This is a genomic window from Clostridium sp. TJA032, from assembly GCF_058310275.1.
This window is the reverse complement of record NZ_JBZEFB010000001.1, coordinates 315,632-338,909: the sequence shown is the minus strand read 5'-3', so window position 1 is coordinate 338,909 and position 23,278 is coordinate 315,632. Positions and strand designations below refer to the sequence as shown.

Annotated in this window: 22 protein-coding genes; 3 read left to right on the top strand and 19 right to left on the bottom strand. The window is 24.8% G+C overall.

The annotated features are described in order from the left end of the window. Positions 1 to 29: 29 nt before the first annotated feature. The 7 genes from AC4FRL_RS01485 to AC4FRL_RS01455 form a co-directional block, all read right to left on the bottom strand. Entirely contained in the window at positions 30 to 443 is a 414-nt protein-coding gene (locus AC4FRL_RS01485; RefSeq protein ID WP_491138240.1) for a hypothetical protein, read from the bottom strand. 19 nt (positions 444 to 462) lie between these two features. After that, a complete protein-coding gene (locus tag AC4FRL_RS01480; RefSeq protein ID WP_491138239.1) occupies positions 463 to 1,095 on the bottom strand; it encodes a hypothetical protein in 633 nt (210 codons plus the stop codon). A gap of 176 nt (positions 1,096 to 1,271) precedes the next feature. After that, positions 1,272 to 3,071 (bottom strand): diguanylate cyclase, encoded by a 1,800-nt coding sequence (locus tag AC4FRL_RS01475; protein ID WP_491138238.1) that lies wholly within the window; start codon positions 3,069 to 3,071, stop codon positions 1,272 to 1,274. 145 nt (positions 3,072 to 3,216) lie between these two features. Beyond that, positions 3,217 to 4,140, bottom strand: a complete 924-nt coding sequence (locus tag AC4FRL_RS01470; RefSeq protein ID WP_491138236.1) for a hypothetical protein — start codon at positions 4,138 to 4,140, stop codon at positions 3,217 to 3,219. Positions 4,141 to 4,211: 71 nt separating this feature from the next. After that, a complete protein-coding gene (locus tag AC4FRL_RS01465) occupies positions 4,212 to 4,490 on the bottom strand; it encodes a hypothetical protein (protein ID WP_491138235.1) in 279 nt (92 codons plus the stop codon). A gap of 15 nt (positions 4,491 to 4,505) precedes the next feature. Then, the gene (locus tag AC4FRL_RS01460; RefSeq protein ID WP_491138233.1) at positions 4,506 to 4,841 is read right to left on the bottom strand and encodes a hypothetical protein; all 336 of its coding nucleotides are present in this window, start codon (positions 4,839 to 4,841) and stop codon (positions 4,506 to 4,508) included. Positions 4,842 to 4,870: 29 nt separating this feature from the next. Next, positions 4,871 to 5,587, bottom strand: a complete 717-nt coding sequence (locus AC4FRL_RS01455) for a ferredoxin-like domain-containing protein (protein WP_491138232.1) — start codon at positions 5,585 to 5,587, stop codon at positions 4,871 to 4,873. Between the two features lie 242 nt (positions 5,588 to 5,829). On the opposite strand from AC4FRL_RS01455, the gene AC4FRL_RS01450 reads away from it, so the two are divergent. After that, complete coding sequence (locus AC4FRL_RS01450) at positions 5,830 to 6,474, top strand: DedA family protein (RefSeq protein WP_491138230.1); 645 nt, start codon at positions 5,830 to 5,832, stop codon at positions 6,472 to 6,474. Between the two features lie 66 nt (positions 6,475 to 6,540). Here AC4FRL_RS01450 and AC4FRL_RS01445 read toward each other — a convergent pair whose 3' ends face one another. Next, positions 6,541 to 7,554 (bottom strand): alpha/beta hydrolase, encoded by a 1,014-nt coding sequence (locus AC4FRL_RS01445; protein WP_491138229.1) that lies wholly within the window; start codon positions 7,552 to 7,554, stop codon positions 6,541 to 6,543. Positions 7,555 to 7,771: 217 nt separating this feature from the next. Between AC4FRL_RS01445 and fliB the strand changes: the two genes are divergently transcribed. Next, positions 7,772 to 8,920 carry a flagellin lysine-N-methylase gene (gene fliB / locus AC4FRL_RS01440; RefSeq protein ID WP_491138227.1) on the top strand — a complete coding sequence of 383 codons (1,149 nt, stop codon included), beginning with the start codon at positions 7,772 to 7,774 and terminating at the stop codon, positions 8,918 to 8,920. Between the two features lie 30 nt (positions 8,921 to 8,950). On the opposite strand, the gene AC4FRL_RS01435 is transcribed toward fliB, so the two are convergent. The 9 genes from AC4FRL_RS01435 to AC4FRL_RS01395 all read right to left on the bottom strand — a co-directional run bounded on the left by AC4FRL_RS01435 (position 8,951) and on the right by AC4FRL_RS01395 (position 20,894). Then, positions 8,951 to 9,637, bottom strand: coding sequence for an MgtC/SapB family protein (locus AC4FRL_RS01435; RefSeq protein WP_491138226.1), 687 nt, complete (start codon positions 9,635 to 9,637; stop codon positions 8,951 to 8,953). A gap of 175 nt (positions 9,638 to 9,812) precedes the next feature. Then, positions 9,813 to 10,574 (bottom strand): SDR family NAD(P)-dependent oxidoreductase, encoded by a 762-nt coding sequence (locus AC4FRL_RS01430; protein ID WP_491138225.1) that lies wholly within the window; start codon positions 10,572 to 10,574, stop codon positions 9,813 to 9,815. A gap of 120 nt (positions 10,575 to 10,694) precedes the next feature. Beyond that, positions 10,695 to 11,384 carry a pseudouridine synthase gene (locus AC4FRL_RS01425; RefSeq protein WP_491138224.1) on the bottom strand — a complete coding sequence of 230 codons (690 nt, stop codon included), beginning with the start codon at positions 11,382 to 11,384 and terminating at the stop codon, positions 10,695 to 10,697. A 421-nt stretch (positions 11,385 to 11,805) separates the two neighbouring features. Beyond that, positions 11,806 to 14,982, bottom strand: a complete 3,177-nt coding sequence (locus tag AC4FRL_RS01420) for a DEAD/DEAH box helicase (RefSeq protein WP_491138223.1) — start codon at positions 14,980 to 14,982, stop codon at positions 11,806 to 11,808. Between the two features lie 88 nt (positions 14,983 to 15,070). Continuing rightward, a complete protein-coding gene (locus AC4FRL_RS01415; protein WP_491138222.1) occupies positions 15,071 to 16,093 on the bottom strand; it encodes a hypothetical protein in 1,023 nt (340 codons plus the stop codon). 130 nt (positions 16,094 to 16,223) lie between these two features. Further along, positions 16,224 to 17,093 carry a cation diffusion facilitator family transporter gene (locus AC4FRL_RS01410; protein ID WP_491138221.1) on the bottom strand — a complete coding sequence of 290 codons (870 nt, stop codon included), beginning with the start codon at positions 17,091 to 17,093 and terminating at the stop codon, positions 16,224 to 16,226. Positions 17,094 to 17,320: 227 nt separating this feature from the next. Then, entirely contained in the window at positions 17,321 to 17,713 is a 393-nt protein-coding gene (locus tag AC4FRL_RS01405; RefSeq protein ID WP_491138220.1) for a hypothetical protein, read from the bottom strand. Between the two features lie 111 nt (positions 17,714 to 17,824). After that, positions 17,825 to 19,744 carry an FUSC family protein gene (locus AC4FRL_RS01400; RefSeq protein ID WP_491138219.1) on the bottom strand — a complete coding sequence of 640 codons (1,920 nt, stop codon included), beginning with the start codon at positions 19,742 to 19,744 and terminating at the stop codon, positions 17,825 to 17,827. Between the two features lie 172 nt (positions 19,745 to 19,916). Continuing rightward, the gene (locus AC4FRL_RS01395; protein WP_491138218.1) at positions 19,917 to 20,894 is read right to left on the bottom strand and encodes a DUF4003 family protein; all 978 of its coding nucleotides are present in this window, start codon (positions 20,892 to 20,894) and stop codon (positions 19,917 to 19,919) included. Between the two features lie 361 nt (positions 20,895 to 21,255). On the opposite strand from AC4FRL_RS01395, the gene AC4FRL_RS01390 reads away from it, so the two are divergent. Continuing rightward, the gene (locus AC4FRL_RS01390; protein WP_491138217.1) at positions 21,256 to 21,459 is read left to right on the top strand and encodes a hypothetical protein; all 204 of its coding nucleotides are present in this window, start codon (positions 21,256 to 21,258) and stop codon (positions 21,457 to 21,459) included. A 70-nt stretch (positions 21,460 to 21,529) separates the two neighbouring features. Here the strand turns inward: AC4FRL_RS01390 and AC4FRL_RS01385 are convergent, their stop codons facing one another. Both AC4FRL_RS01385 and AC4FRL_RS01380 read right to left on the bottom strand, forming a co-directional pair. After that, entirely contained in the window at positions 21,530 to 22,099 is a 570-nt protein-coding gene (locus tag AC4FRL_RS01385; RefSeq protein ID WP_491138216.1) for a hypothetical protein, read from the bottom strand. A 175-nt stretch (positions 22,100 to 22,274) separates the two neighbouring features. After that, a complete protein-coding gene (locus AC4FRL_RS01380) occupies positions 22,275 to 22,880 on the bottom strand; it encodes a DUF3267 domain-containing protein (RefSeq protein WP_491138215.1) in 606 nt (201 codons plus the stop codon). Positions 22,881 to 23,278 lie beyond the last annotated feature (398 nt).

Here is a 23,278-nt window from a genome sequence, read left to right as displayed (position 1 = left end):
TATGTAAAAAAACTCTTTATATTATAAATTTATAAAGGAAATATCTTTATACTTTTAGAAAGGGCCTCCTCCTCTTTGCTTAAATCTCTCGATACATACTTATAACAATTTAAAATCAAATTAGAATAAGTATTGAAAGCCTCTTGATTTTCAAAACCTTTTCCTTCAAACATTCTATCCATAATTTCAACAAGATTATTTATGTATAAATAAGGATTTATAAAGGTAACTAAATCTCTAAAACCATTTCCTTCTGATTCCTTAATATTATCTTGCAAAATTCTATCACACTCTCCCTTGCAACAAGGAATTACCCTAACTATCTTATCACTTTCATCTGTAATTATTTGAACCATAGACATTTCAACATCTTCCAGTAAATCTTTTCCACAAACTCTACATCTTATTTTCTCTTCATTAGAAAATACATTTGACTTTTCCATAATATTTACTTCTCCTTCTCTATAATAAATTCCTATAAGATAAAAGCTCTTTTATTTTTAAAATAGTTTTATCTTCATCTAAATTATCTTCATAATAGGTTACATAAATACTTCTGCCAGACTCTAAATGTAAAAACCAATTGTCTAATAGATTTAAATAAACATAGTCAATATAAGATTTGCTATATTCCTTTCCTACAAATCCATTTCCACTATTATAAACCTCATTGCTTACAGCATAATTAGAATGATATATTATATCTTCTTTATTATTCTGAATTAATTTTAACTTTCCAGAAAAATCTACAATTAAAGAATTATTATATCTGTCATCTCCTTCTATTAATACCCTTTTTAAATCTTCCTTTGTAAAAATATTAGGTTTTGTCTTTCTATGAACTATTATTTCAACCTTAAAATCCTTATCTTCATAAGGATTTTTACAGGTTTCTGAAACATTAACTTTCTCCTCACTTATTAAAAGAATACTGTTCTTAGATAGCCATTTTTCAGCTTCCTCATGAGTGTTAAATATCATATCCTTTTCAAAGTCAATAGCTAAAAAGTGTTCCTGTGGCTCCCAATTACTATCTTTTTTCAGTCTATAAACTGATTCTAACGGTATTTTATAAGCATTAATTGTAAAAACCATATCCTCACCCCTAGTCATTAAATATGAGAACAAAACCAAATAATTACATTTAAATTATAACATTTTATTAACTCTTTGTACACATTTACAAAAAGTTAAGATTATTATTTAATAAAGAAAAAAACAAACTAAAAGTTAAAGTTTAGTTTGTTTTTTAATAGACTAATATTAATTTTTTATATATCTTTTAAATTTAAAAAAGCCTTAACAATTTTAGGGTCAAACTGAGTACCTGAATTTCGTTTAATTTCAAGTTTTGCTTCCTCTACTGTAAGCCTCTTTTTATAAACTCTTTTATTTATCATTGCATCATATGCATCTACAACACTTATAATTCTAGCTAAAAAAGGTATCTTATCTCCCTTTAATCCTAAGGGATATCCTAAACCATCATATCTTTCGTGATGAGCTAAGATATAAGGTGCTATTACTTCATAATCTGGATTAAAAAGAGCAATCCTATATCCCTTTTCAGAGTGAGTTTGTATTATCTCATATTCTTCCTTTGTTAAAGTTCCTGGTTTTCTTAATATATCCTCAGATATTCCAACCTTTCCTATATCATGAAGTTTAGCTAAAAGCTTTAATTTATCTAAATCTTCATCAGATAGATTAAGAGCTTTTCCAAGCTTTAAAGCATATACCTCCACTCTCGATATATGTTCTTTTATATCCTCATGCTTTAAAAAAAGTTCCTTGTTTAAAGTATTTATTATGTTCTTTTTTATTTTATTTTCCTCAATTAACTTTTCTCTATAAACCTTATCCTCAGCTTCAACTAATATTTCAGCTATAGATTTATTCATTTCATTTTTACTAGAAACACCTAAGGCTATACTAAGAGGCAGAGCTGTTTTATTATTTATCTTACAGTTTTTCTTAATTCTTTCACAAACTAAATTAGCTTCCTTTTCAGTTGTTTTAGGAAGTAAGATACAAAATTCATCTCCTCCCCACCTAAATATAAGGTCTTCTCTCCTACAAGAACCCTTTATTACCTTAGAAATTTCCTTTAAAATTTTATCTCCTTCTAAATGTCCTAAAGCATCATTTATTACCTTAAGACCATTTAAATCTCCCATGATAAAACTTAAAGGTAAATATTCTTCACTATCTAACTCTCTTAACTTTTCGTCAAAGTAAGCTCTATTATATAATCCTGTAAGCTTATCTCTATAACTCATATTTTTTAATCTATTTTCTAGAATAGAGTTTTCAGTAATATCCCTAATAACTCCTACAATCCCTGTTACTTCTCCCTCTTTATCTATTACAGGAACCTTTATTGATTCAATATACTTTACTTTATCATCTAATTTAACCTTAATTTTCTCTGTTATCTTTTCCTTGTTTTTTATAACATAATTATCTTTATCAAGAAAACTCTTTAAAATCTTTTCATCTTTAAATATACTATTTCCTTCTAAATCATTTTTAGAAAGACAATTTAAATCTTTTCCTATAATTTCCCCTTTATTTTTCTTGTAATATTCCTTTACTAAGGCATCATTACATTTTAAATATTTGCCCTTATTATCTTTATGATATACTCCATCAGGAATTGAATCTACAATTACATTTAAAAGGTCCTTTTGACTTATAAGTTCTTCTTCATATTTCTTTCTTTCACTTTGGTCTTGTAAAATCCCTAAAAAACAGGTTACTTCACCATTTTCTTTAATAGGTGCTAAATAACATTCTAAAAAAGCCCCCTTTGGATAATCTAACTTTTTTTCATATCCTGAAAAAAGCTTTGGCTTTCCTTCTTTAAGAACTAATTTATAATTTTCAATATACTCCTTAGCTATATCTTTAGAATATATTTCCTCTATGCTTTTTCCTATGATATCCTCTTTTTTTAAATTAAGCATATCTGCATAATATTTATTTGCAAAAATAAATCTATTATCTAATCCTATTAACCAAACTGAATAAGGTATGTTATCTAATAATAACTCTAATAAATTTGAATTCATATATTTCATCCTCTTTACTTCCATACTATTAGACTTTAATTTTATCACAAAAAACTGTTCATGATAATTTTTTAAATTTTACATTTTTTTAAAAATAAAATAACCTCACCTAAATTTTTAACTTTAGATGAGGTTATTTTCTTATCTACTTACTATTTATCCTTTTTTTCATCTCTTTTAAGCTTTCTGCTAAATTATAATAAGTATCCTTTTTAAGAAGATATTTAATTATATAAATAGCCTTATGATATTCTTTTACTTTTTCATAAGTTAAGGCTAAATAATAAAGATATATATCTTCTTCTTTTAAACTTATAATATCTTCATAGTATTTTATAAGCTTTTTATAATAATGTTTTTCTAAATTTTCTTCTTTCTTAAGAGATTTATCACTTAAAGAGTATATTTCTATTTTATAACATTTATATACTTCCTCTAGAAAAAATATAATATTTAAATTTTCTTTCTTTTTTATATTCTCTAAAAACATTTCGCTATAATAATGTTCACACTCTTTAAAGGCTCTAATAAACTTATCTTCTTTTAACTTTAAAATATATAATTTATTTAAAGAATCTTCTATTTTAAATCCTACCAATATAAAAATTTCTTTTTTTACATTTAAAAGAACTATCTCCTTAAAGCATAATCCTTCTCCTTTAAATTCATCCTTAATAACATAATGATTTTCCCCTTCTTTTTTTAATAATACTAAAGAAGGTGTTTCTAAAGAAGATTTTAATATAATAAACTCTTCATTTTTATCCCTTAACCTAATAATATTCTTTTTTATTAGTTCTTCTAAAGTAAAAAAATCTTTCCTAAAAAAGTCCTTATTTAAACTTTCAATATCATTCCCCTCTTTTTTAAGAGAGTTTCTACTTAAATTATTTAAACTTACATTAGGTTTTATAAAATCATTATTATCTTCTAAAGAATAAAGACCTATAAAAGAAGATTCCATAGTTTTTATACATCTTAAATTACTACTATCTTCATAAGAAAATTCATAAAGAAGCTCTTTATCTTCTTTATTTAAAATATCTAATTCTTTATTTAAGTTACTCATTAAGATTCTTCCTTAAATTATTAATTAATATATTCTATTTTCTTACTTTTAAAAAGGTTATATAAATATTTTTAATTCTTTTTTCTTATTATTTTATACCAAAGTCTATTACTCTTAGGAAATTCTTTTTTTTGAAGATATTTCAAAGTTCTCTTTAAATCTTTTTCATCTAAATTTAAAAATACATCTCTTTTAAATCCATTTTCATGCACTTTATATAAATCTTTATCTATTTTTTCTATTTCAATTTCTCTATCTTTTTTAAAGCTTTTAAAATTAACCTTTTCATTTATTTCTATTCTCTTTGCTGTATATAAAGCAACATCTATAAAATCTGCTATATTTACCACTCTAAATACATCCCCCTAAGCTTTATTTACATTTTTTAATTTAGAAACAAGTTTTGTAAATTCCTTTTTTATAACTACATTAGAAATAAAAAATACACTTATCTCTTCATCCTCAAAAATATATGCAACTCTACAATCTAAAGAAGGCTCTAGAGGAATTTTATACTCATATATAGTTTTTCCCTTATACTTATATCCTCTAACCTTCTTAATCTTATGAGGATTATTATTTATTAAATCTAAAGTAGAGTTATAGATTTTATCTTTTATATATTCTTCATGCTTTTTATTATGTTCAAAAAATTTTTCTAAATATATATTATCCTCAATAACTATTTTCTTTTCAATCAAAGATATCATCTCTTTTCAAAAATTATTTTTTATGAAGCAAACCTATTTAAAAGTTTTTCTTCAAAATTATCATATCCCATTCTCTCAATAACTTCTGCAAGTCTTTCTTTCCCTTGTGCAGTTTCTTTATAACATTCTATAACAGTTTCTAAAAGAGGAATAATTTCTTCTTCCTTAAATAATCTTTTCATAGGTTCTGCTTTTCTTGATTTTCTTCCTGCTCTTCCTCCTAAAAAAACTAAAAACTCTATCTTCTTACTTTCACTATTTAAAGAAGGTAAGATAGAAAAATCATTACTTTGAGCCTTTCCATAACTATTTGAACAACCAAAAACTCCTATTTTAAATTTAGAGGGAACCTCTCTACCTAAAAATCTATCCTCTAAAATTTCTGCAATTCTTCTAGTATCACAAAGTCCATGCTTACAAACAGTTCCCTTACAAGATAAAACTGCTCTAACAGTTTTTCCTGCTCCTCCTATTCTAAGATTATTTTCCTCAGCTCTTTCAATAACCTTATATATATTCTCCTCTTTTATATAAGGTATCTCAATAGTAAGCCTACTAGTTAAACTTATTTCTCCATTTCCATAATCCTTTGCTATTTTAGAAATAGCATCTATTTCCTCTGCTTTAAAATATCCTGCTTTACTTAAAAATCTTATAGCATAAAAATCTTCTTGCTTTTGATTTAAAATTCCTTTAGCTTTTAACTCTTGCTTTTCTTTTAAAGTTAATTTACTCATTTGTATACTCCCTATTTAATAAAAATATATTTTATAAATATATTATAATATGTAATTATATATAACTACTATATTTATTTAATAGAATTAACATAATTATATACCTATATATTTTCCCTTAATTTGTTTATTAATTTAAAAAATAATGTACTTTTTTAACATTTTATCCTTATTATTAATGAATATTTATTATTTACGTAATATAATTAAAGATAGATTTATTAATATGTTAGGAGATTTTTATGAACTTAATTATGAATTTTTTTGATTTAATACTACATTTAGACAAGTATTTAAGTGTTTTTATTCTCAATTATGGAACATTTACCTACTTACTTTTATTCTTAATAATTCTTGCCGAAACTGGTTTAGTAGTTACTCCTTTTTTACCTGGAGATTCAGTAATATTTGCAGCCTCTGCCTTTTGTGCTTTAAAGATGATGAATATTTTTATATTAGTTCCTTTACTTTTAATAGCTGCAATTCTTGGAGATAGCTTAAACTATAGCATTGGTAAGTTTTTAGGTGGTAAGTTAATTTCTAAATCTAATATTATAAAAAAAGAATATATAGATAAAACTAATGGCTATTACAACAAGTATGGTGGAAAAACCTTAGTTATAGCTAGATTTATTCCAATAATAAGAACCTTTGCGCCTTTTGTTGCAGGCATTGGAGAAATGAACTATAGAAATTTTTTATTTTTTAATGCAGCAGGAGGATTTATCTGGGTTATAATTGTTTCCTTTTTAGGATACTTTTTTGGAAACATAAAAATAGTTTCAGAAAACTTTTCAATAGTTATTATAGGTATAATAATTATTTCTATATTACCTGCTATAATAGGAGTTTTTAAAGCTAAATTATCCCCTAAATCAACTACATAAAAAAATAAACAGCAAATTTGCTGTTTATTTTTTTATTATAAAGTTTTATCCTTTAAAACTTATACTTTACTTTACATATTTATTTAAAAAATCATCTATTGTTTCCCAATAAAGCTTTGGATTAACCTTACTTGCCTTAGCATGTCCTGCCCCTTCTATTATTAACTTTTCCTTTTCAGCAGAAGATGCCTCATAAAGCTCATCTACCATAAAAGAAGGAACAAAGGTATCTTCATCTCCTTGAATAAATAAAGTAGGTGTTTTTGATTTTGCAGTTTGAGAAATTGGAGAAGATTCATTTATCCAATATCCCGCTCTAACCTTAGTTATTAAATTTGCAACATGCATCATTGGAAAAGCTGGAAGACCAAAAAGCTTGTCTAATTGGTATGCAAACTCGTCCCATGCACTAGTATATCCACAGTCTGCTACAATAGCCTTAACATTACTTGGAAGATTTTCTCCTGAAGTATTAAGTACTGTAGCTGCTCCCATTGATATTCCATATAAAACAATTTCTGCATTTTTATCTTCTTTAACTATATAGTTAATTAAATCTATAATATCTAAACGCTCGTCCCATCCCATTCCGATATAATCACCTTCACTACTTCCATGACCTCTTAAATCTGGAATTATAACATTATAACCCATGTCATAAAAGTTTTTTGCATAATATGAAGTTAACTTTCCTTGTGAAGTATATCCATGCACTGTAATAACCCATTTATTAGAATTTGGATTTTTTATAAGATAATTGTGTAACTTTAATCCATCTTTTGAAGTCATATATAAATCTTCATAACCACTTTGATTTAAAAGCCACTCTTCACTTGAAATACTAACAGGACCACTAGTACTATCTACTGTAACAACATCTTTGCTACTTTCTGTTGAATCAAAAACTATGTCCTTTGGTGTATCTGGGTTTATAGCTAAATTATATAAATAATTTCCTCCAAATCCTAAAGCTAAAATAATAACTATTACTACTGCTATTAATATTCCACAAATCCACTTTTTTCCCTTTCCCCACTTTTTCTTAGTTTTAATATCTTGTGTTTTATTTGCTGTACTCATATAGCTCTCCTTAAAAAAGACTTTTTGTAAGTCATAATTATATCACGAATTATTTTGATTATCAAATATTTATTGTTTAAAACAATTCTAGTAGCAAAATATTAAATAGATTTATTTATTTTTATAATTTTACTTTCTAAAAAAATTACTAACTATTTATAGAGCTAAGTGATAAAATATTAAGGCAGTATAATTTTACACGAAAGATGGTGTTGTTTTGAAAACAAATTTTTTTATTCCAAAATACATGAAAAACTTTAAATGTATAGGTCCTAATTGTAATGATACTTGCTGTGCTGGTTGGGACATTAACATAGATGAAACAACTTTTAAAAAATATAAAAAGGATAAAGGAACTTTAAAAAAATTAACAGAAGGAAAATATATAAAAAATTCTCCCTCAAAGGATTATTTTAATTTTGGATTTATGAAAATAACAGAGGAAAATAGATGTCCTTTCTTAAATGAAAACTTACTTTGTGAAATTCATCAAAAATGTGGTGAAGAAAACCTTTCTATAACCTGTAAAAGATACCCTAGAGTTTTTAATATTATAGACAATATATATGAAAAAAGTGGTCTTCCTTCCTGTGAAGAAATATGTAATATAGCTTTTTTAAATAAAGAAAAAATGGAATTTATTGAAACAGTAGAAAATATTAATCCTAATAATTTAGAAATAAGAAGAGTTATAGATACTGAAGCCTTTTTAGATTCAAATAACCTGCTTCAATACTTTTGGGATATAAGAATAATTTCTATAAATATTATGCAAAATAGAGATTTCTCTATTGAAGAAAGACTTTCCATTTTAAAATTATTCTATTCCAAATTAGAAACTTTAAAAGAAAAAGAAAAATTCTATGAAATAGAAATGCTCTTAGAAAATTTAAATAATAGTTATCTAGAACTTAATAAAATTTTTTCCCTTACTACTCCTCCTTTAATAAAAATACATAAGGATTTTTATTTTACTATTCTAGAAGAAAATCTTTCAAATAAAATAATAGGAAAAAGACTAAAAGAATTTATAATATCTTTGAAAAACAATAAAAACATTTTTTCTAAATTAAAAAACTCTAATGTAGAAAATTTAGAAGCTCCTTTAAAAAACTACTCTTATATTTTTGAAAATTATCTAGTTAATCAAATTTTTAAGGATATTATTCCCTTTAATAAAGGTGAAAAACTAAGTCTTAGTGGAAAAAAACTTATAAATACCTATAACTTAATAAAAGCCTATTTAATCTTATACTCTCTTTCTCTAGAAAAAGACATTTCAGAAAAGGATATAATATATTTAATTCAAATTTTAAGTAAAGATATAGAGCATAATAAAGTTTTTGAAGAAATTCTAAATTTATAAAATAAAGGGAGAATATTTCTCCCTTTATTTTTACATTCCAAAACCTATCTTTTTTACCTTATTTATATTTTCATTAATTATAAGTCCACTTACTATTTCATTTATACTAACAAATTGAGGAGCCTCTATTCTGTATTCGTATACATTCCCCTCCTTAGTTTCAATATTACTTATTTTTATTTGATACTCCTCAAAAAAATCATTTATCTCATTTAAAGCCTTAATATCATTGCACTTTATTTCCATATTTACATTCCTAGTTCTTATAATAAATCTATCTTCAAATTTTTTTAAAGAAATTAAAACTAACAAAATACTAGCTCCACTAAAAATACTTATAGCATAAAATCCCATACCAATTGCAATTCCAACTCCAGCTACTGCCCACATAGAAGCCGCTGTTGTTAAACCTTTTACAGTTCCCTTAGTCTGTATTATTGCACCAGCACCTAAAAAACCAACTCCTGAGATAACCTGACATACAATTCTTCCTACATCAACATGCAAAATACCATTAATAGCTTGATTTTGAACTATTTCTTCAATAACAAAATGTCCTACTTGAACTTGTATAAGACCTGCAATGGTAGCTCCTAAACAAACTAGCATATGTGTTCTAAAACCAGCTGGTCTATTTCTATATTCTCTATTGCACCCAACTAAGCCCCCTATTACTATAGATAAAACTATTCTTATAATAACTTGTCCTATATCCATTTTATCCCCAACTTTCTTTAATATATTTTATCCAATAAATAATGTTTATTATGTAAAAACTTGTAATATATTTTTAGTTTATACCTTTGCAAGATAAAAATCAAATTTTTACCATATAACTATTAAAATAAAAGTAGGAATTCTTAAAATTAAGAATTCCTACTTTTATTTTAAACTATATAACTACTGCACCATCTACAGATAAAATTTCTCCGCTTATGTAACTTGCCATATCGGAAGCTAAGAATAAAAAGGCATTTGCTATATCATCAGCTTGTCCAACTCTTCCTAAAGGTATATTACTAGCTATTCTTTTAACTAAATTTTCATCTAGGCTTGAAACCATGTCAGTTGCAATCACTCCTGGTGCTACCGCATTAACTCTTATACCATCTTGTCCAAGTTCCCTTGCTAAAGATTTAGTTAATCCATTTACTGCAAATTTTGATGTTGGGTAACCAACTCCTGTTTTTTGTCCATATATACTTACAACAGAACTAGTATTTAAAACAACACCAAATTTTTTCTCCTTCATTATTTCTGCACAGGCCTTAGTACAATTAAATATAGCATTTACATTAATATCAATTATCTTAGAAAAGTCCTCATCACTTTGGTCATATATAGCCTTGCTATCACTAACCCCAGCATTGTTTATAAGTATATCTACAGTTCCAAATTTCTCTAAAACCTTAGAAACCATATGATTAACTTCTTTTAAATTTAATAAGTTAGGATGAAATCCTATAACCTTAAAGCTTGGGTCTATATCCTTTAATTTTTCTAATGCTTCATTAACAGTTTTTTCTCTTGAACCGCATAAAGCAACTTTAGCACCACATTCTAAAAATTTTCTAACTGTTGCAAAGCCAATTCCTCTTGTTCCACCAGTTACTATAACAACTTTATCTTTAATACTTTTTGATAACATATCCATTTATCTCACCTCTTATACATATATTTAATCTTTCTCTTACTTAATATAATAATACAAGGTGATTAATTATAGTTGTAAATAATTAAATAATTTTAAATCAATATCTTTTTAATTTAAAACTTAAGAATTTAATAATTTTTTTAACTTTAAAATTTCTTCTTCATTTATATATTTCCATTTTCCATATTCTATATCATCAATAGTTATATTAACTATTCTAATTCTTTCTAATTTAACTACATTAAATCCAAAAACTTTACTCATCCTTCTTATCTGTCTATTTAAACCTTGAGTTAATATTATTGAATATGTATTTTCATTTATTCTTTTAACTTTACAAGGCTTTGTTAACTTACCTAAGATAAAAACACCCTTTTCCATCTTCTCAATAAAATCTTCGTAAAAAGGATTATCTAAAGTTACTATATATTCCTTTTCATGATTATTTTCAGCTGCTAAAACTTGATTTGCTAAATCACCATCATTAGTTAAAATAATTAAACCTTGAGAATCCTTATCTAATCTACCTATAGGAAAAACATAGTCCTCTATGCCTAAATAATCTATTATATTATTTTCTACCTCCTCTGAAGCTGTGCATACAACCCCTACAGGTTTATTAAGAGCTATATAAATTTTCTCCTTCTTAGCTAAGGGTTTTCCATCTAAAAGTATTTCATCACTTAACTCAACCCATTGTCCTTCTATACATGGTTTACCATTAACAGTAACCCTTCCTTCTCTAATAATTTTATTAGTTTCTTTTCTAGAGCATATACCAAAGTTACTAAAAAGCTTATTTATTCTCATTATAAAATCTAATATCTCCTTTCAAAAGTTACTTTCTAATTTTACTAAATCTAATTAAATAAATATATAATTATTAAACTTAGAAAATATATTTATTTTAACCAAATTTTAAAATTTAGTTTATATATTACAAATAGTAGTTTATAATGTAAATGTAGTATATTTAAAGAACATACTTAGGAACGTATGGTTATACTATAAACTTTCGGATTTTCTGTTAGCCTGTTTTTTATATTGTATTTTTAAAAGTAAAAACCTTCTTTACTTTTAAGATAACTTGGATGATTTTTATGTATAATAAGATTTATTAATCTTATTTCTTAAACTCTCTAACTTGGTTTGCCACCAACTAACTACAAATACAGATAATGGTTAAATTATAAAAAGCTAAGGTATTAAAATATCTTAGCTTTTTATAATTTTATTCAAATAACTGAATTATTTCTTCTTCTGTAAGACGTCTTAATCCCTTTCCATCCATAGCTTTTCCATCTATTAAGGACTTTATAAGTTCTCTTTTATCTTCTTGCATTAATAATATTTTTTCTTCAATAGTATCCTTTGCAACTAACTTTATAACTTCAACCTTATTTATTTGTCCAAATCTATGAGCCCTATCTGTAGCTTGATCTTCTATAGCTGGATTCCACCAAGGGTCAAAATGTATAACTAAACTTGCAGAGGTTAAGTTCAATCCAACACCTCCTGCTTTTAAAGAAATCAAAAATACTTTTATATTATCATCTTCATTAAATCCTTTAACCCTGTTTAATCTTTCTTTAGCTGAAACTGCCCCATCTAAATACATATAGGAAATACCCTCTTTTTTTAAGGATTCTTTTATTTTTTCAAGTACTGAAGTAAACTGTGAAAATAATAAAATCTTTTTATTATTACAAATAGCTTCCTTTACAATCTCCTTAACAACAATAAGCTTACTACTCTCTCCACTATAGTTTTCCATAACTAAGGAAGGGTCTAAACATATTTCTCTTAACTTTGTCAAATAAGAAAATAAATTTATTTTATTTTTACTATTTTTATCTTTTAATTTATCTTTTAAATTTTTCACATAGGTATTATAAATCTGCTTTTGTTTTCCTCTAATCTCTACTAAGTATTTTTTCTCTATCTTTTCTGGAAGCTCTTTTAAAACCTCCTCTTTAAATCTTCTTAAAATAAAAGGAGCTATTAAATTTTTTAATTCTTCTAAATTGCCTTCATCTAAAATAAATCTTTCTCTAAATCTTTCTCTAGTAAACAAATATCCTGGCATAACAAAATCAAAAATTGACCAAAGTTCCATTAAATTATTTTCTATAGGTGTTCCTGTTAAAGCTATATTGCATCTTGATTTAATACTTTTAACAGCTAAGGTTACTTGAGCCTCTGGATTTTTTATATTTTGCCCTTCATCTATAATACAATAATCAAAGTCCAATTCTTCATATAACTTTTCATCATTTTTAATAGTTCCATAAGTTGTTAATAAAACATCATATCTTTCATAGGAATTTTTCTTTCCTTTAGAGGAAGTATTTTTTTTAGAGTTAATTCCATTTTTAAATTCTTCTAAAAGTTTTTCCCTTTTAGATTTACTACCATGAACCATTAAAACCTTTATATCTTTAGCAAATTTTTCAAACTCCTCCTTCCAGTTATATATAACTGAAGTTGGAACTATAACTATACTTTTACTCTTTTTTTGGGATAATAAAAAAGCTATGATTTGAATAGTTTTACCAAGCCCCATATCATCTGCTAAAATACCTCCAAAGCCTAAATGAGTAATTTCATTAAGCCATTTAAAGCCTTCTTTTTGATAAGGTCTAAGCTCTGCATTTAAGTTTTTTGGAACAAGTTTTCTTTTAAAATCCTTGTTTATAAGTTTTTCCACTATGTCTTTAAGAACTCTTCCTCCTTTTATAAAAGAAAGATTTTTATCCTTTAATTTTTCTTCTATATACAAGACCTTATTTTTATCTATATAAACCTCATTATTTTTTATATTTTCTAAGCCTAAATCCTCTAAAAGATTTAAAAATCCAACTATAGCTTCATCTTCTAAATTTAAATATCCCTTAGAACTTTTATAAAACTTATTCCCACTTTTCATAGCTTCTATGCTCTCTTTAAAATTCTCTAAAGTAAAATCTAAAAAATCAAATTTAAGCTTATAAAAATTATTAAAATCTATAAGTTCTGAGGTAATAAAAGAAGAATCTATAATTTTAAACTCCTTAAATTCTTCCCCTATTAAAACCTCGCCAAAGTCCTTTAGTTTTTTAATTCCAACTAAAAAAAGTTCATATAAGTCTTCTTCATTTCCTATAAATAAAAAATCCTCTTCTTTTTTTATAAATTTAAATTTTTCAAGTTGAAATTCAATAAGTTTTTCTATTTTTAAATCTCTTAAAAAACTATTATTTTTTTCATCTCTTATTAAGTCAATTATGTATCCACAATAATCTATTTTTACATTAAAATATATTTTTTCTTCTTTTTTATAAAGAAAAAATCTTGCCTTCATAAGTTTTTTCTTTAAAATTTTAATATTTTCATCTAAAACAATATTATTACTTATATTTTTAAGAGTTTCTAATAAGTTTCTTAAAGTATATAAATCATTTTTATAAATAATTTCATTGTTTTTCAAAAACAATTTATGAATTGGAATATAATATTTTAACTGTTGTTTTCTTGGAAGATATAAATTCCTATCAAAAAACATTACATCTCCTAAAGTATTTAAAAGGACAGGAAACTTTTTATGATGGCTTAAAATTAATCCTTCTTTCCCCTCCTTTAAGGTTAGGTATACAGGCACCTTTTCCTTTTTAACATTAACTTTATAATTTATAGAATTAATATTAAAGTTTATTTTCTTTTTTTCACTTATTAATTTTAAAAAGTCCCTTAAATTATTCTGTTTTATTTTTAAATACCTTCCACTTATATCTTCCCTATTATCTACTAAAAATCTAAGAATTTTTTTATCTTCTTCTAAAAACTCATCTTTTAAGGGATTATATGTAAACCCATTAGGAAATTCTAAAGGTTTTTTCAAAGTATTTTTATATAAAAAATCCTTTAGGTCTAAAATTAAGCTTGTATTTACTATACCTATTTTAAATTCACAGTTATATATGCTTACACCCTCATTTAAAACCTGCTTAATATCTATATCTAAAGATAAAAATCTTTTTTCTTCCTTTTTCTTTTCCTCTCTTTTTACAAATTCATTATTTATCTTTGATTTTTTTCTTACCTTTTTTCTAACTAAGGAACAGAAAGCTTCACTACTTGCAAAAATATGTTTACACACATAATTTTTTATATGTTTACTATTTTCTTTAAAAATTTCACAGCTACAATTAGTACTTATTATCTCACTACTTGTAATTTCTATTTTTATGTGAGTATTAACTTCTCTATTTCTATCCTCATTAAATAAACTTCCATAAATATGATAAGTAGCACCTATCCTTTTCCCTTTAACTTCTTTTAAATATGCTTCCTTAATTAATTTTTTTCCTTGTTCTTTAGTAAAACTAGAAGTTTTTCTAACTAAGTTCTTATTAAAAGTATCTAAATTCAAAGGCCTCCCTCCTTTAACAACTTTCATAAAATATAATTTTATCATAAATAAGCTTTATAAATAAAAAATTACTTAATATTATTTAATTTTACTCTTTAAAATTATCAGGATAACCATAAAAGACCTCAAAGCTATTTTTACTTTCTTCCATCATAGGAAGTAAAGAATCTCCGTACTCTCTTGGAAATTCGTAAATAAAATAACTTATTCTTCCCTTTTCTAAGGAAATCACCTTATAATATGAAATATTTCCTCTTCTAACATAATACTGAAGTTTATTATTATCCTTACTACAGCTAACTACCTCTCTTCCTTCAACTTCCTCTTTGTAAAAATCATCAATAGTCATTTCCGTTGTATTTTCTTGACTATTTAAAACAAATCTCAATTTTTCGTCCTTACTTCTAAGACATATAGCTGATTTATCCTCTAAACCATAGGAAATATCTAGCTTAAATATATTTGGATACTTAACTTTAGCTCCTAAAAGCATAACATAGTTATAATTATAATCTCCATTTAAATCTCCTATATCTCCAAGATTTGTTCCAATTAAATATCCATAGGTATCCTCATAATTTTTACTTTCTTTATAGTTACAATTTTCTAAATATAATTCTTCGTTCCATCTTTCAGGATATCTATCTTTAACTATTCTTAAAATATTCTCATCTATATAACTTTGATTTTTAGCTTCTCCTTCTTTACCATAGCTATAATCTTCATTAAAATTATTTTCGTCACTAAAATTATCCTCTTGTCCCTGCTGTTCGTTTTCTTTATATTCTTCATTAAAATCCTCTTCACCAAGGCTATTTTCTTCTTTATTCTCCTCCTTGTTATCAGAAATTTCATAGCCATAGTTAAAATTATTTTCATCTTTATTAGTACCTTCTATACCTTCTCCAATATCATATAGAAAATCATAAAAATCAAAGCTATTTTCAAAGTCTTTTTGTAAAATAAATCTTTCTAGATTAAAAGTATTATATAGCCTACTTTTTTCCAAAACTTCCCTTGTATAAGTCATAATCCCATTATGTTCTCCCATAGCAGTATTTAATCCACTACTTAACAAAACGCTTATACTTAATAAAACATCTAATAACATTAAAATTCCCCCTACTTTTTGAAAACTTTTAATTAATTGTATCATAAATTTACAATTTATTTTAAAATAATATGAAAAAAGAATAAAAAATAAGTGAAGACCTTAAAATTAAAATCTCCACTTATTCTATTTAAACAAAAGGTTCTACATGAACTGTAATTCCTTTTATAAAATTCATATTTTTAAATATAATACTTTCTAAATTACTAGCTATTTTATGTCCTTCAAAAACAGAAATATCCTTATCTACACAGATTATTAAGTCTACATAGGCCATTGGTCCATATTTCCTAGTTCTTATTTCTCTTAAAGCTTTTATCTCCTCAATACTTTCAACAATAGTACATATCTCTCTTTCCTTCTCTTCATCAATTGAAATATCCATAAGTTCATTACAGGATGAAATTAAAATTTCAACTCCAACTTTTAATATAAAAATGGCCACAACTATAGATGCCATAGAATCTAAAGCTTTAAAACCTAAAATAGCTCCTAAAATACCTATAAAAGCTGCAATAGATGACAATGCATCTGACCTGTGATGCCAAGCATCTGCTTTTAAAGAAGGTGAATTTGTTTTTTTAGCTACCTTAATAGTAATTCTATATTGATATTCTTTTATAATAATAGATAAAAGAGAAACAATTAAAGGAAGAGTAGTTGGAATTTCAACTTCATTTAAATGAAAAAGAGAATAAAAACCATTATAACCAATTTTTAAAGATACAATCACTAGTAAAATAGCTAATAAAAAAGAAACTAATGTTTCTGCCTTTTCATGACCATAATTATGCCCCTTATCCTTTGGTCTACTAGAAATCTTATTTCCAATTAAAACCCCAAGAGAACTTAAAATATCTGAGGCAGAATGAATACCATCTGCTATCATAGCATTTGATTTTCCAACTATACCAGATATTATTTTTACTAAAGTTAAAAATATATTCCAAAGTATAGCTATAATTGTAACCTTATTAGCCTCACCATATCTTGATTCCATAAAATTCTCCTTCTAAATTATCAATTAATATAAAAAATATATTAATACCTTAAATTTACTATATAATTTATTATCAATTGATAATATTATTCCTTAAAAATACTTTACTTAGTATAATATTCTAAAGTTTTATTTATTGTTACTAAAATGCCTAGACAAAAAAATAAAGGGGATTTTAAATCCCCCTTATTTTTATAAAAATATCATAATTTAATTCTATTAAAATACTAAAGAACCTTTTCTAAAAGTTCTAATAAATAAAAAGCTTCCTTTTTCTTTGCAAGTTTAATTAAAAATTCCTTGTCATTACTATCTAAATTATAATGATTTTTAAGATGACTTAGAGAATTTTTTGCAGAACTTTTATATAAATATTCTAAATCAAACTTTTCTTTACTTATTTTCTTTAAAATAAAATCATTTTTCAAATCTTTTATTATTCCATCTAAAACACACTCTAAAGAACAATAGGGCTCATCTACTATGAAATATCCTCCCTCATTTCCACTAAAACCTTTTTCGCAATTAAAGCAAAAAGCATTCATAGTTAAATCTTCTAAATTAGATTCTCTTAAAACACTTATATCCTCTTTAGAATTAACATTTAAATTTGATGCCATTTTGCTCACCCCTCTCTAATTCTATTTATAAAAGAAAAATTAAATGCTCTATTATTTATATATGCTTTATCTTTAATAAATATGTTAACATTAAAAAAATTTAATATTTTCTTAATTTATTACTTCTTTTAACTCATTTAAGCTTTTCTCTAAAGTATAAACCCTGTCAACACATTTTATTAAGCAATAATTTTTATAGTTATCCTCATGCTTTATAAGTTGTATATTTTTGCAATAGTTTCCTAAATAATTAGGTTCTTTAAAAAATTCCTCCTTAAAAGAATTTAATTTATTATAAATCAAATCAACTGCAGAAATTACATAATCATAATCTAAGGCTCCTTTTTCTGCATTGCTTAAAACCACAGCATAATTTATTATAGATGTTGTAAATTCACTATTTGAAAGCATGAACTTTTTTATATATACCCCTTCTTTTTCATCCTTTGGATTAGTATGCATTTGTATTCTTCCACTTATAAGATAAGATGAATATATTATTCTTCTTAATTCCATTTCATCAAAATTACCTTTTAAAGCCCCCTTAACTTTTTCAATCATAATTTTATCTAAATCTATAAGCCGTTCAATCATATTAATAAGTTCAACATGATTTTTATTAGGGAGTATAAATTTATTTGCAAAAAGAACTATAAGTGCAGCTATTGCAGTATAAGATAATCTTAAAAAAACAGCCTCTCCATCTTTCATATATATAGTTGTTATAGCTAAAGCATAACAAGTTACATATATACTCATGGTTGCATAATCTTTAAAAGCGTACATGAAAAATGTTGTAATTACTATTATAATAAAATGCATTTCCTTTCCTTTAAATATAGAGAATAGTAAAAAAGCTAAAATAACCCCTAAAAAAGTTCCTCTAAATCTAGCATATACTCTTTTTTTACTATCTTCATAAAAAGGAAGTGCTAAAATAAATACAGTCATAGGAAGCCAATACCCCTTAGGAAGAGAAAATACTCTAATTGCTAAAAAAGATAAAGTTACTATAATTGCCATTCTTATTGCAAACCTAAATTTAAATTGATTAAGCTTAAAATTATATTTACTATAAACTTGAAAATAGTCCTTATTTTTTTTAAACTCTAAAAACTTCCCTAAATTAAATCTATGATAATTTAAATGTTTTATAGCTTCATTTAAATATTTTAATACTAAGTCTATGTAGTAATTTAAGTTATTATTTTTAAATTTAATTTCCTTTTCAAATTCATATAACTTATGTTTACAAAAGTTAAAATCCTTAAAATTATTTTCTAAAGAATGAAAAAGCTTATAAAACTTCTTAAGTTCCTTTCTACTTTCAACAATAACCTCCTTTGATTCTCTCAAATCATGAAGTATGTTATTTATGTGTTGAAAAGATATAATTATTTGATAATATTTTCTTCTTCCACCTGAATAAACAAACCTATTTAACTCTCTGCATATATCAAAAAGCTCTATCTGTTCCTCTTTTATATTATCAACCTTTCCATAATAAAGATTTTTAAATTGAGAAGTTATATTTTCAAAGCCTCTTTTTATAAGAGATTCAATCTTACTATCCTCTCCACTAGGAGATACTATAATAAGAGCTATATAAACTATTATATATGACAGAAAAATTCCTAAAAGTCTTCCTGATATTTCAGAAACTTTAACAGGAAACATCTGTAAAAGTACAAAAGCCATTAAATATGGGAAATAACTATCAGGATTATATTCATCTGTTAAAAGATATACTAAGGTTATTATTCCAAAAAAGTTTATAATAACTTCTAATATCCCTCCCATACTAGCAATAGATGCTAGTACTCCTATAAATAAATGAATAAATAAAGGCTTAAAAATATTATTTTCTATTATTAAATAAGTTCTCATCCTTATAAAGGTCAAGGTCATATAAGTTGCTATAATTATATTACTTGCTCCGAAAAATCTTAAATTCATCTGAAGTAAAATAATAGATAATATGGTAGGTGGTAAGGCTTTTTTAAAAATTTCTCTTATGTTTTTTACTTCCAAGTTTTTCTCCTTCCTTAAGCATATATTTTACTTAAAAAAATATTCTACCATACAAATTTTTATTTTTATTTAAAAATCTATAAATATAAGTTTTAAAAAAAGGGAGTTTTAATATTCAAAACTTAGAATATTAAAACTCCCTTATATAAATTTAATTAAAAATTTTCTTATATTACATTGTTACAGCCATTTCTTCTAAAGTAACGCTACCTGATGATGCAATTGCAAATATTGCATCTAAAGATTTTCCTGACATTTCTTTTACAAGATTTTGTTTTTGACTATCGTCTAAGTTGCTTAAGTAAGACTTAACTACTAATATTATAGCCATAGCATTTCTTACTTTTTCATCTACAGTTGCAGATTTAAATCCTTTAGTTTCTTTTAAAGTACTTGCAACATCTAAAGCATTTTTGCTTAACTTGTTGTAATCATCAGTTACGAAAGCAGCTATACCTAATATTGGAAGTGCTGATTTTTTAAGCTCAACTTTATTTTCTTTTAAATTAGTAGATAAATCTCTAACCTCTGCACATTTTCTATCAACAGGCATATTTATAACTGTTAAAACACAGCTTAATAATTCTAAATCATTATTTTTTGAAAAACCACAGTTTGTTAAAACTTCATAACATTCTCTAACTTCATCTAATGTTTTGTTTATATCCTCTGAAGTCATTGAAAGCATAGCAGCTGTGCAAACATCTTCTCTCTTAGTTTCAAATCTATGGTCTTTTTTCATTTCTTTATATATAGCTTTTGTATTTTTTACTGTTTCATCAATATCTATGTTATCTTTTGCAAAGAATATTTCTTCAGCTGCTAACATTAAGTATCTGCTTGAAGATAATTCATCTTTAAGTTTATTATAGATTTCTTCTATTGAACTTAAAGCCTTGTCCATATCATCTTCTAATGATAAGTTTACAGCTAAGTTTAATAGATTTCTTCTTCTATACTCAGAAAACATTGAAGTTTTTTCCTTTATAAGTTTTATTGCATTTTCTATTTTATCTATATTAGCATTTTCATTTTTTAAAGTTAAATTTAAGGCACAGTATTTTCTGTCAATATTTTTCTCAGAAGTCCCTTCTACTTTATCTAAAACTTCCCCATTGCTAATTAATAGATTTACTAATTCGTTAAGCATAAAAATCATCCTTTCCTTTGAAAAAATATTGTAAACCTTGCAAACTAACCCTTGTAAATATAATTAAAATAAAATAAAACCCTATGTAAAAATCACAAAAATTAACTCGCTTAGTCCTATTAATAAAATTATACTATTTTTTTTAAAAAGCACTAAAAAAGCTACTGAACTAAATTTAATAAAAGGTACTTATTTTTGTGCTATTATTAAAATATATACTCTTAATATGATTTTCTTTTAATTTAAAGCATATATTATCTAAATACTTATATTTTTTGCAAAATAACCTACAAAAATCCTTTTATTTTATCATTTATTGTATAATTAAGGTATTAAATGGTATAAAAGGGGTGTTATTTTTATGAATATTTATACTTATATTAGAAATATGACTTTAGTTTTATCCTACCTTATATTTGGCCTTCTTGTAGCTATGTTTTATGACCAACTTTTATTAGATAATATATATACCTTAAGCATATTAAGTGTTTTTGTAATATTCATAATTTTTTTCTTAATAATTAAGGTAGTTATTAAGCTTCAAGAAAAATTTAATATAAAATAAAAAAAGAGAGATTTTGAAAAATCAAAATCTCTCTTTTTTTAATTTTAAGGCTCTTTATGTAAATTTAAAGTTATCTTAATTCACCATCTACCATAAGAACTTGTGATTGCTGAACTCTATTTACTTTTCTAATAGATATTTTATTTCTCTCAAGCTCCTTTAAAATAGGATATTCCTTAGTTAAAACATTAAATGCATCAACCTCATCTAATCCTAATACCATAGCAGATTTAAAAGGAATTATTTTGCTATCATTAAAGTTTAAAACTATATTATATAATTCTTTAGGAGTTGATATTATTCTTTTATGTTCAGCAAGTAATCTACTAACTCCTGCAAAATCATTAGACTGTATAAGCTCATTTAATCTCATCTTTTGCTCCTCTGATAGAGTAAGAACATAATCTAACATATTCTCCTCTTGTTTTATAGGTGTTGGTATAGGATTTAAAAGTTCACCCTCTTCTCCATCCATATTCTCCTCTTTTTCCTCTTTTTCTAAATCAATTCCATAGGCTACAGCCTTACTTTTATCAAAAGTAACGTTTTCTACAGAACCCTCTTCATTTACAACAACTTCTACAGCACTTTTTTCTTCTAAATCATCTTTTTCATCTTCATTTCTATTAAAAAGATTCATTTTAAACTCCTCCTAATTCTAAATTCCATCAACTAAATAAAATAAAACTTTAATTTATTATATCATTTTTTTATTTATTTTTCTTTAAAAAGAAATAAAAAGACAAGTAATAAATTACTTGTCCTTTTACAAAAATTATATTCTTTTATTTTATATGCCTATTTTTTACAAACTCTTATTTTTTCAAAAACCAATAAGAATTAAATCCTGAAATTTGAATCATTGCTTTTTTTGGAACTTGTCTTATAGCATTATAAACATTCATAAAATCACCTGTCCCCATGATTAAGCTTATAAAACCAAATGTAAACAAAATTCCTGATAAAAAACTCATATTCTTAGGTACAAAAATCCATATTACAAGGGGTAAAAACCCAAATACTATGTTTGGTAAAAGATTTAAAAATATGAATCTTCTTTTTGTTATAGCTCTATCCGAAATAATAACTGCTAACCTCTGTTTAAAAGAATACCACATCTTAACTTCTGCCCCTTTAGGAAAAGCTAAAGCATGTAAGTATTCATGAGGAACTATACTAAACGGAACTAAAATAACTCCAAATATATTTAAAACATCATTAACCTTGAAGCTTCCATTTATTTTCATTCTAAGAAAGATAACTATAAGCAAAAATATTATAACTGGAATTAAGGATTTCCTAGTTTCCCTAGCTAAGTCTGAAGCTGTCTCTGGTTCTTCAAATCTTCTCGCATCCTTAGGTACTTCTTCAACTGGAAGATCCTCTACCCCATTAAACTTCCCTTTCCAAATTAATTTCAAAAATTCAGCCACTAACTTTATTAAAACCTTTAACTAACATTTTAACTTCTAAATAAAACTTTACTCGCTGTTACAATTCTTTAGCACTTATATAATAATTAGTGACCTTCACCTCCCCCATTTATTGTGAATTAAGAAAAAGTTTAATATTAATTGTAATATTTAACTTTAATATAAACTTTTCACTTTTATTAACTATTAATTTTTAGGCACATAATATAAAGCCTTATATAAATATAAGGCTTTTAACTTAAATTCTCCCTTATTACCTTATTATACCATAATATTATTTATTTTCATCCTGGAAAATCGAACCAAATTAAATTTATTTTTATAATGTAGTAATATTTTCAAATTTTAAGCATATAAATATTAAAACTGAACTTTTTAAGGGACTT

Bases quoted from the DNA above. Each gene is read 5' to 3' on its own strand.
- AC4FRL_RS01485 (WP_491138240.1), bottom strand. From the start codon at position 443: ATGGAAAAGTCAAATGTATTTTCTAATGAAGAGAAAATAAGATGTAGA.
- AC4FRL_RS01480 (WP_491138239.1), bottom strand. From the start codon at position 1,095: ATGGTTTTTACAATTAATGCTTATAAAATACCGTTAGAATCAGTTTAT.
- AC4FRL_RS01475 (WP_491138238.1), bottom strand. From the start codon at position 3,071: ATGAATTCAAATTTATTAGAGTTATTATTAGATAACATACCTTATTCA.
- AC4FRL_RS01470 (WP_491138236.1), bottom strand. From the start codon at position 4,140: ATGAGTAACTTAAATAAAGAATTAGATATTTTAAATAAAGAAGATAAA.
- AC4FRL_RS01455 (WP_491138232.1), bottom strand. From the start codon at position 5,587: ATGAGTAAATTAACTTTAAAAGAAAAGCAAGAGTTAAAAGCTAAAGGA.
- AC4FRL_RS01450 (WP_491138230.1), top strand. From the start codon at position 5,830: ATGAACTTAATTATGAATTTTTTTGATTTAATACTACATTTAGACAAG.
- AC4FRL_RS01445 (WP_491138229.1), bottom strand. From the start codon at position 7,554: ATGAGTACAGCAAATAAAACACAAGATATTAAAACTAAGAAAAAGTGG.
- AC4FRL_RS01435 (WP_491138226.1), bottom strand. From the start codon at position 9,637: ATGGATATAGGACAAGTTATTATAAGAATAGTTTTATCTATAGTAATA.
- AC4FRL_RS01430 (WP_491138225.1), bottom strand. From the start codon at position 10,574: ATGGATATGTTATCAAAAAGTATTAAAGATAAAGTTGTTATAGTAACT.
- AC4FRL_RS01425 (WP_491138224.1), bottom strand. From the start codon at position 11,384: ATGAGAATAAATAAGCTTTTTAGTAACTTTGGTATATGCTCTAGAAAA.
- AC4FRL_RS01415 (WP_491138222.1), bottom strand. From the start codon at position 16,093: ATGTTATTAGATGTTTTATTAAGTATAAGCGTTTTGTTAAGTAGTGGA.
- AC4FRL_RS01410 (WP_491138221.1), bottom strand. From the start codon at position 17,093: ATGGAATCAAGATATGGTGAGGCTAATAAGGTTACAATTATAGCTATA.
- AC4FRL_RS01405 (WP_491138220.1), bottom strand. From the start codon at position 17,713: ATGGCATCAAATTTAAATGTTAATTCTAAAGAGGATATAAGTGTTTTA.
- AC4FRL_RS01395 (WP_491138218.1), bottom strand. From the start codon at position 20,894: ATGCTTAACGAATTAGTAAATCTATTAATTAGCAATGGGGAAGTTTTA.
- AC4FRL_RS01390 (WP_491138217.1), top strand. From the start codon at position 21,256: ATGAATATTTATACTTATATTAGAAATATGACTTTAGTTTTATCCTAC.
- AC4FRL_RS01385 (WP_491138216.1), bottom strand. From the start codon at position 22,099: ATGAATCTTTTTAATAGAAATGAAGATGAAAAAGATGATTTAGAAGAA.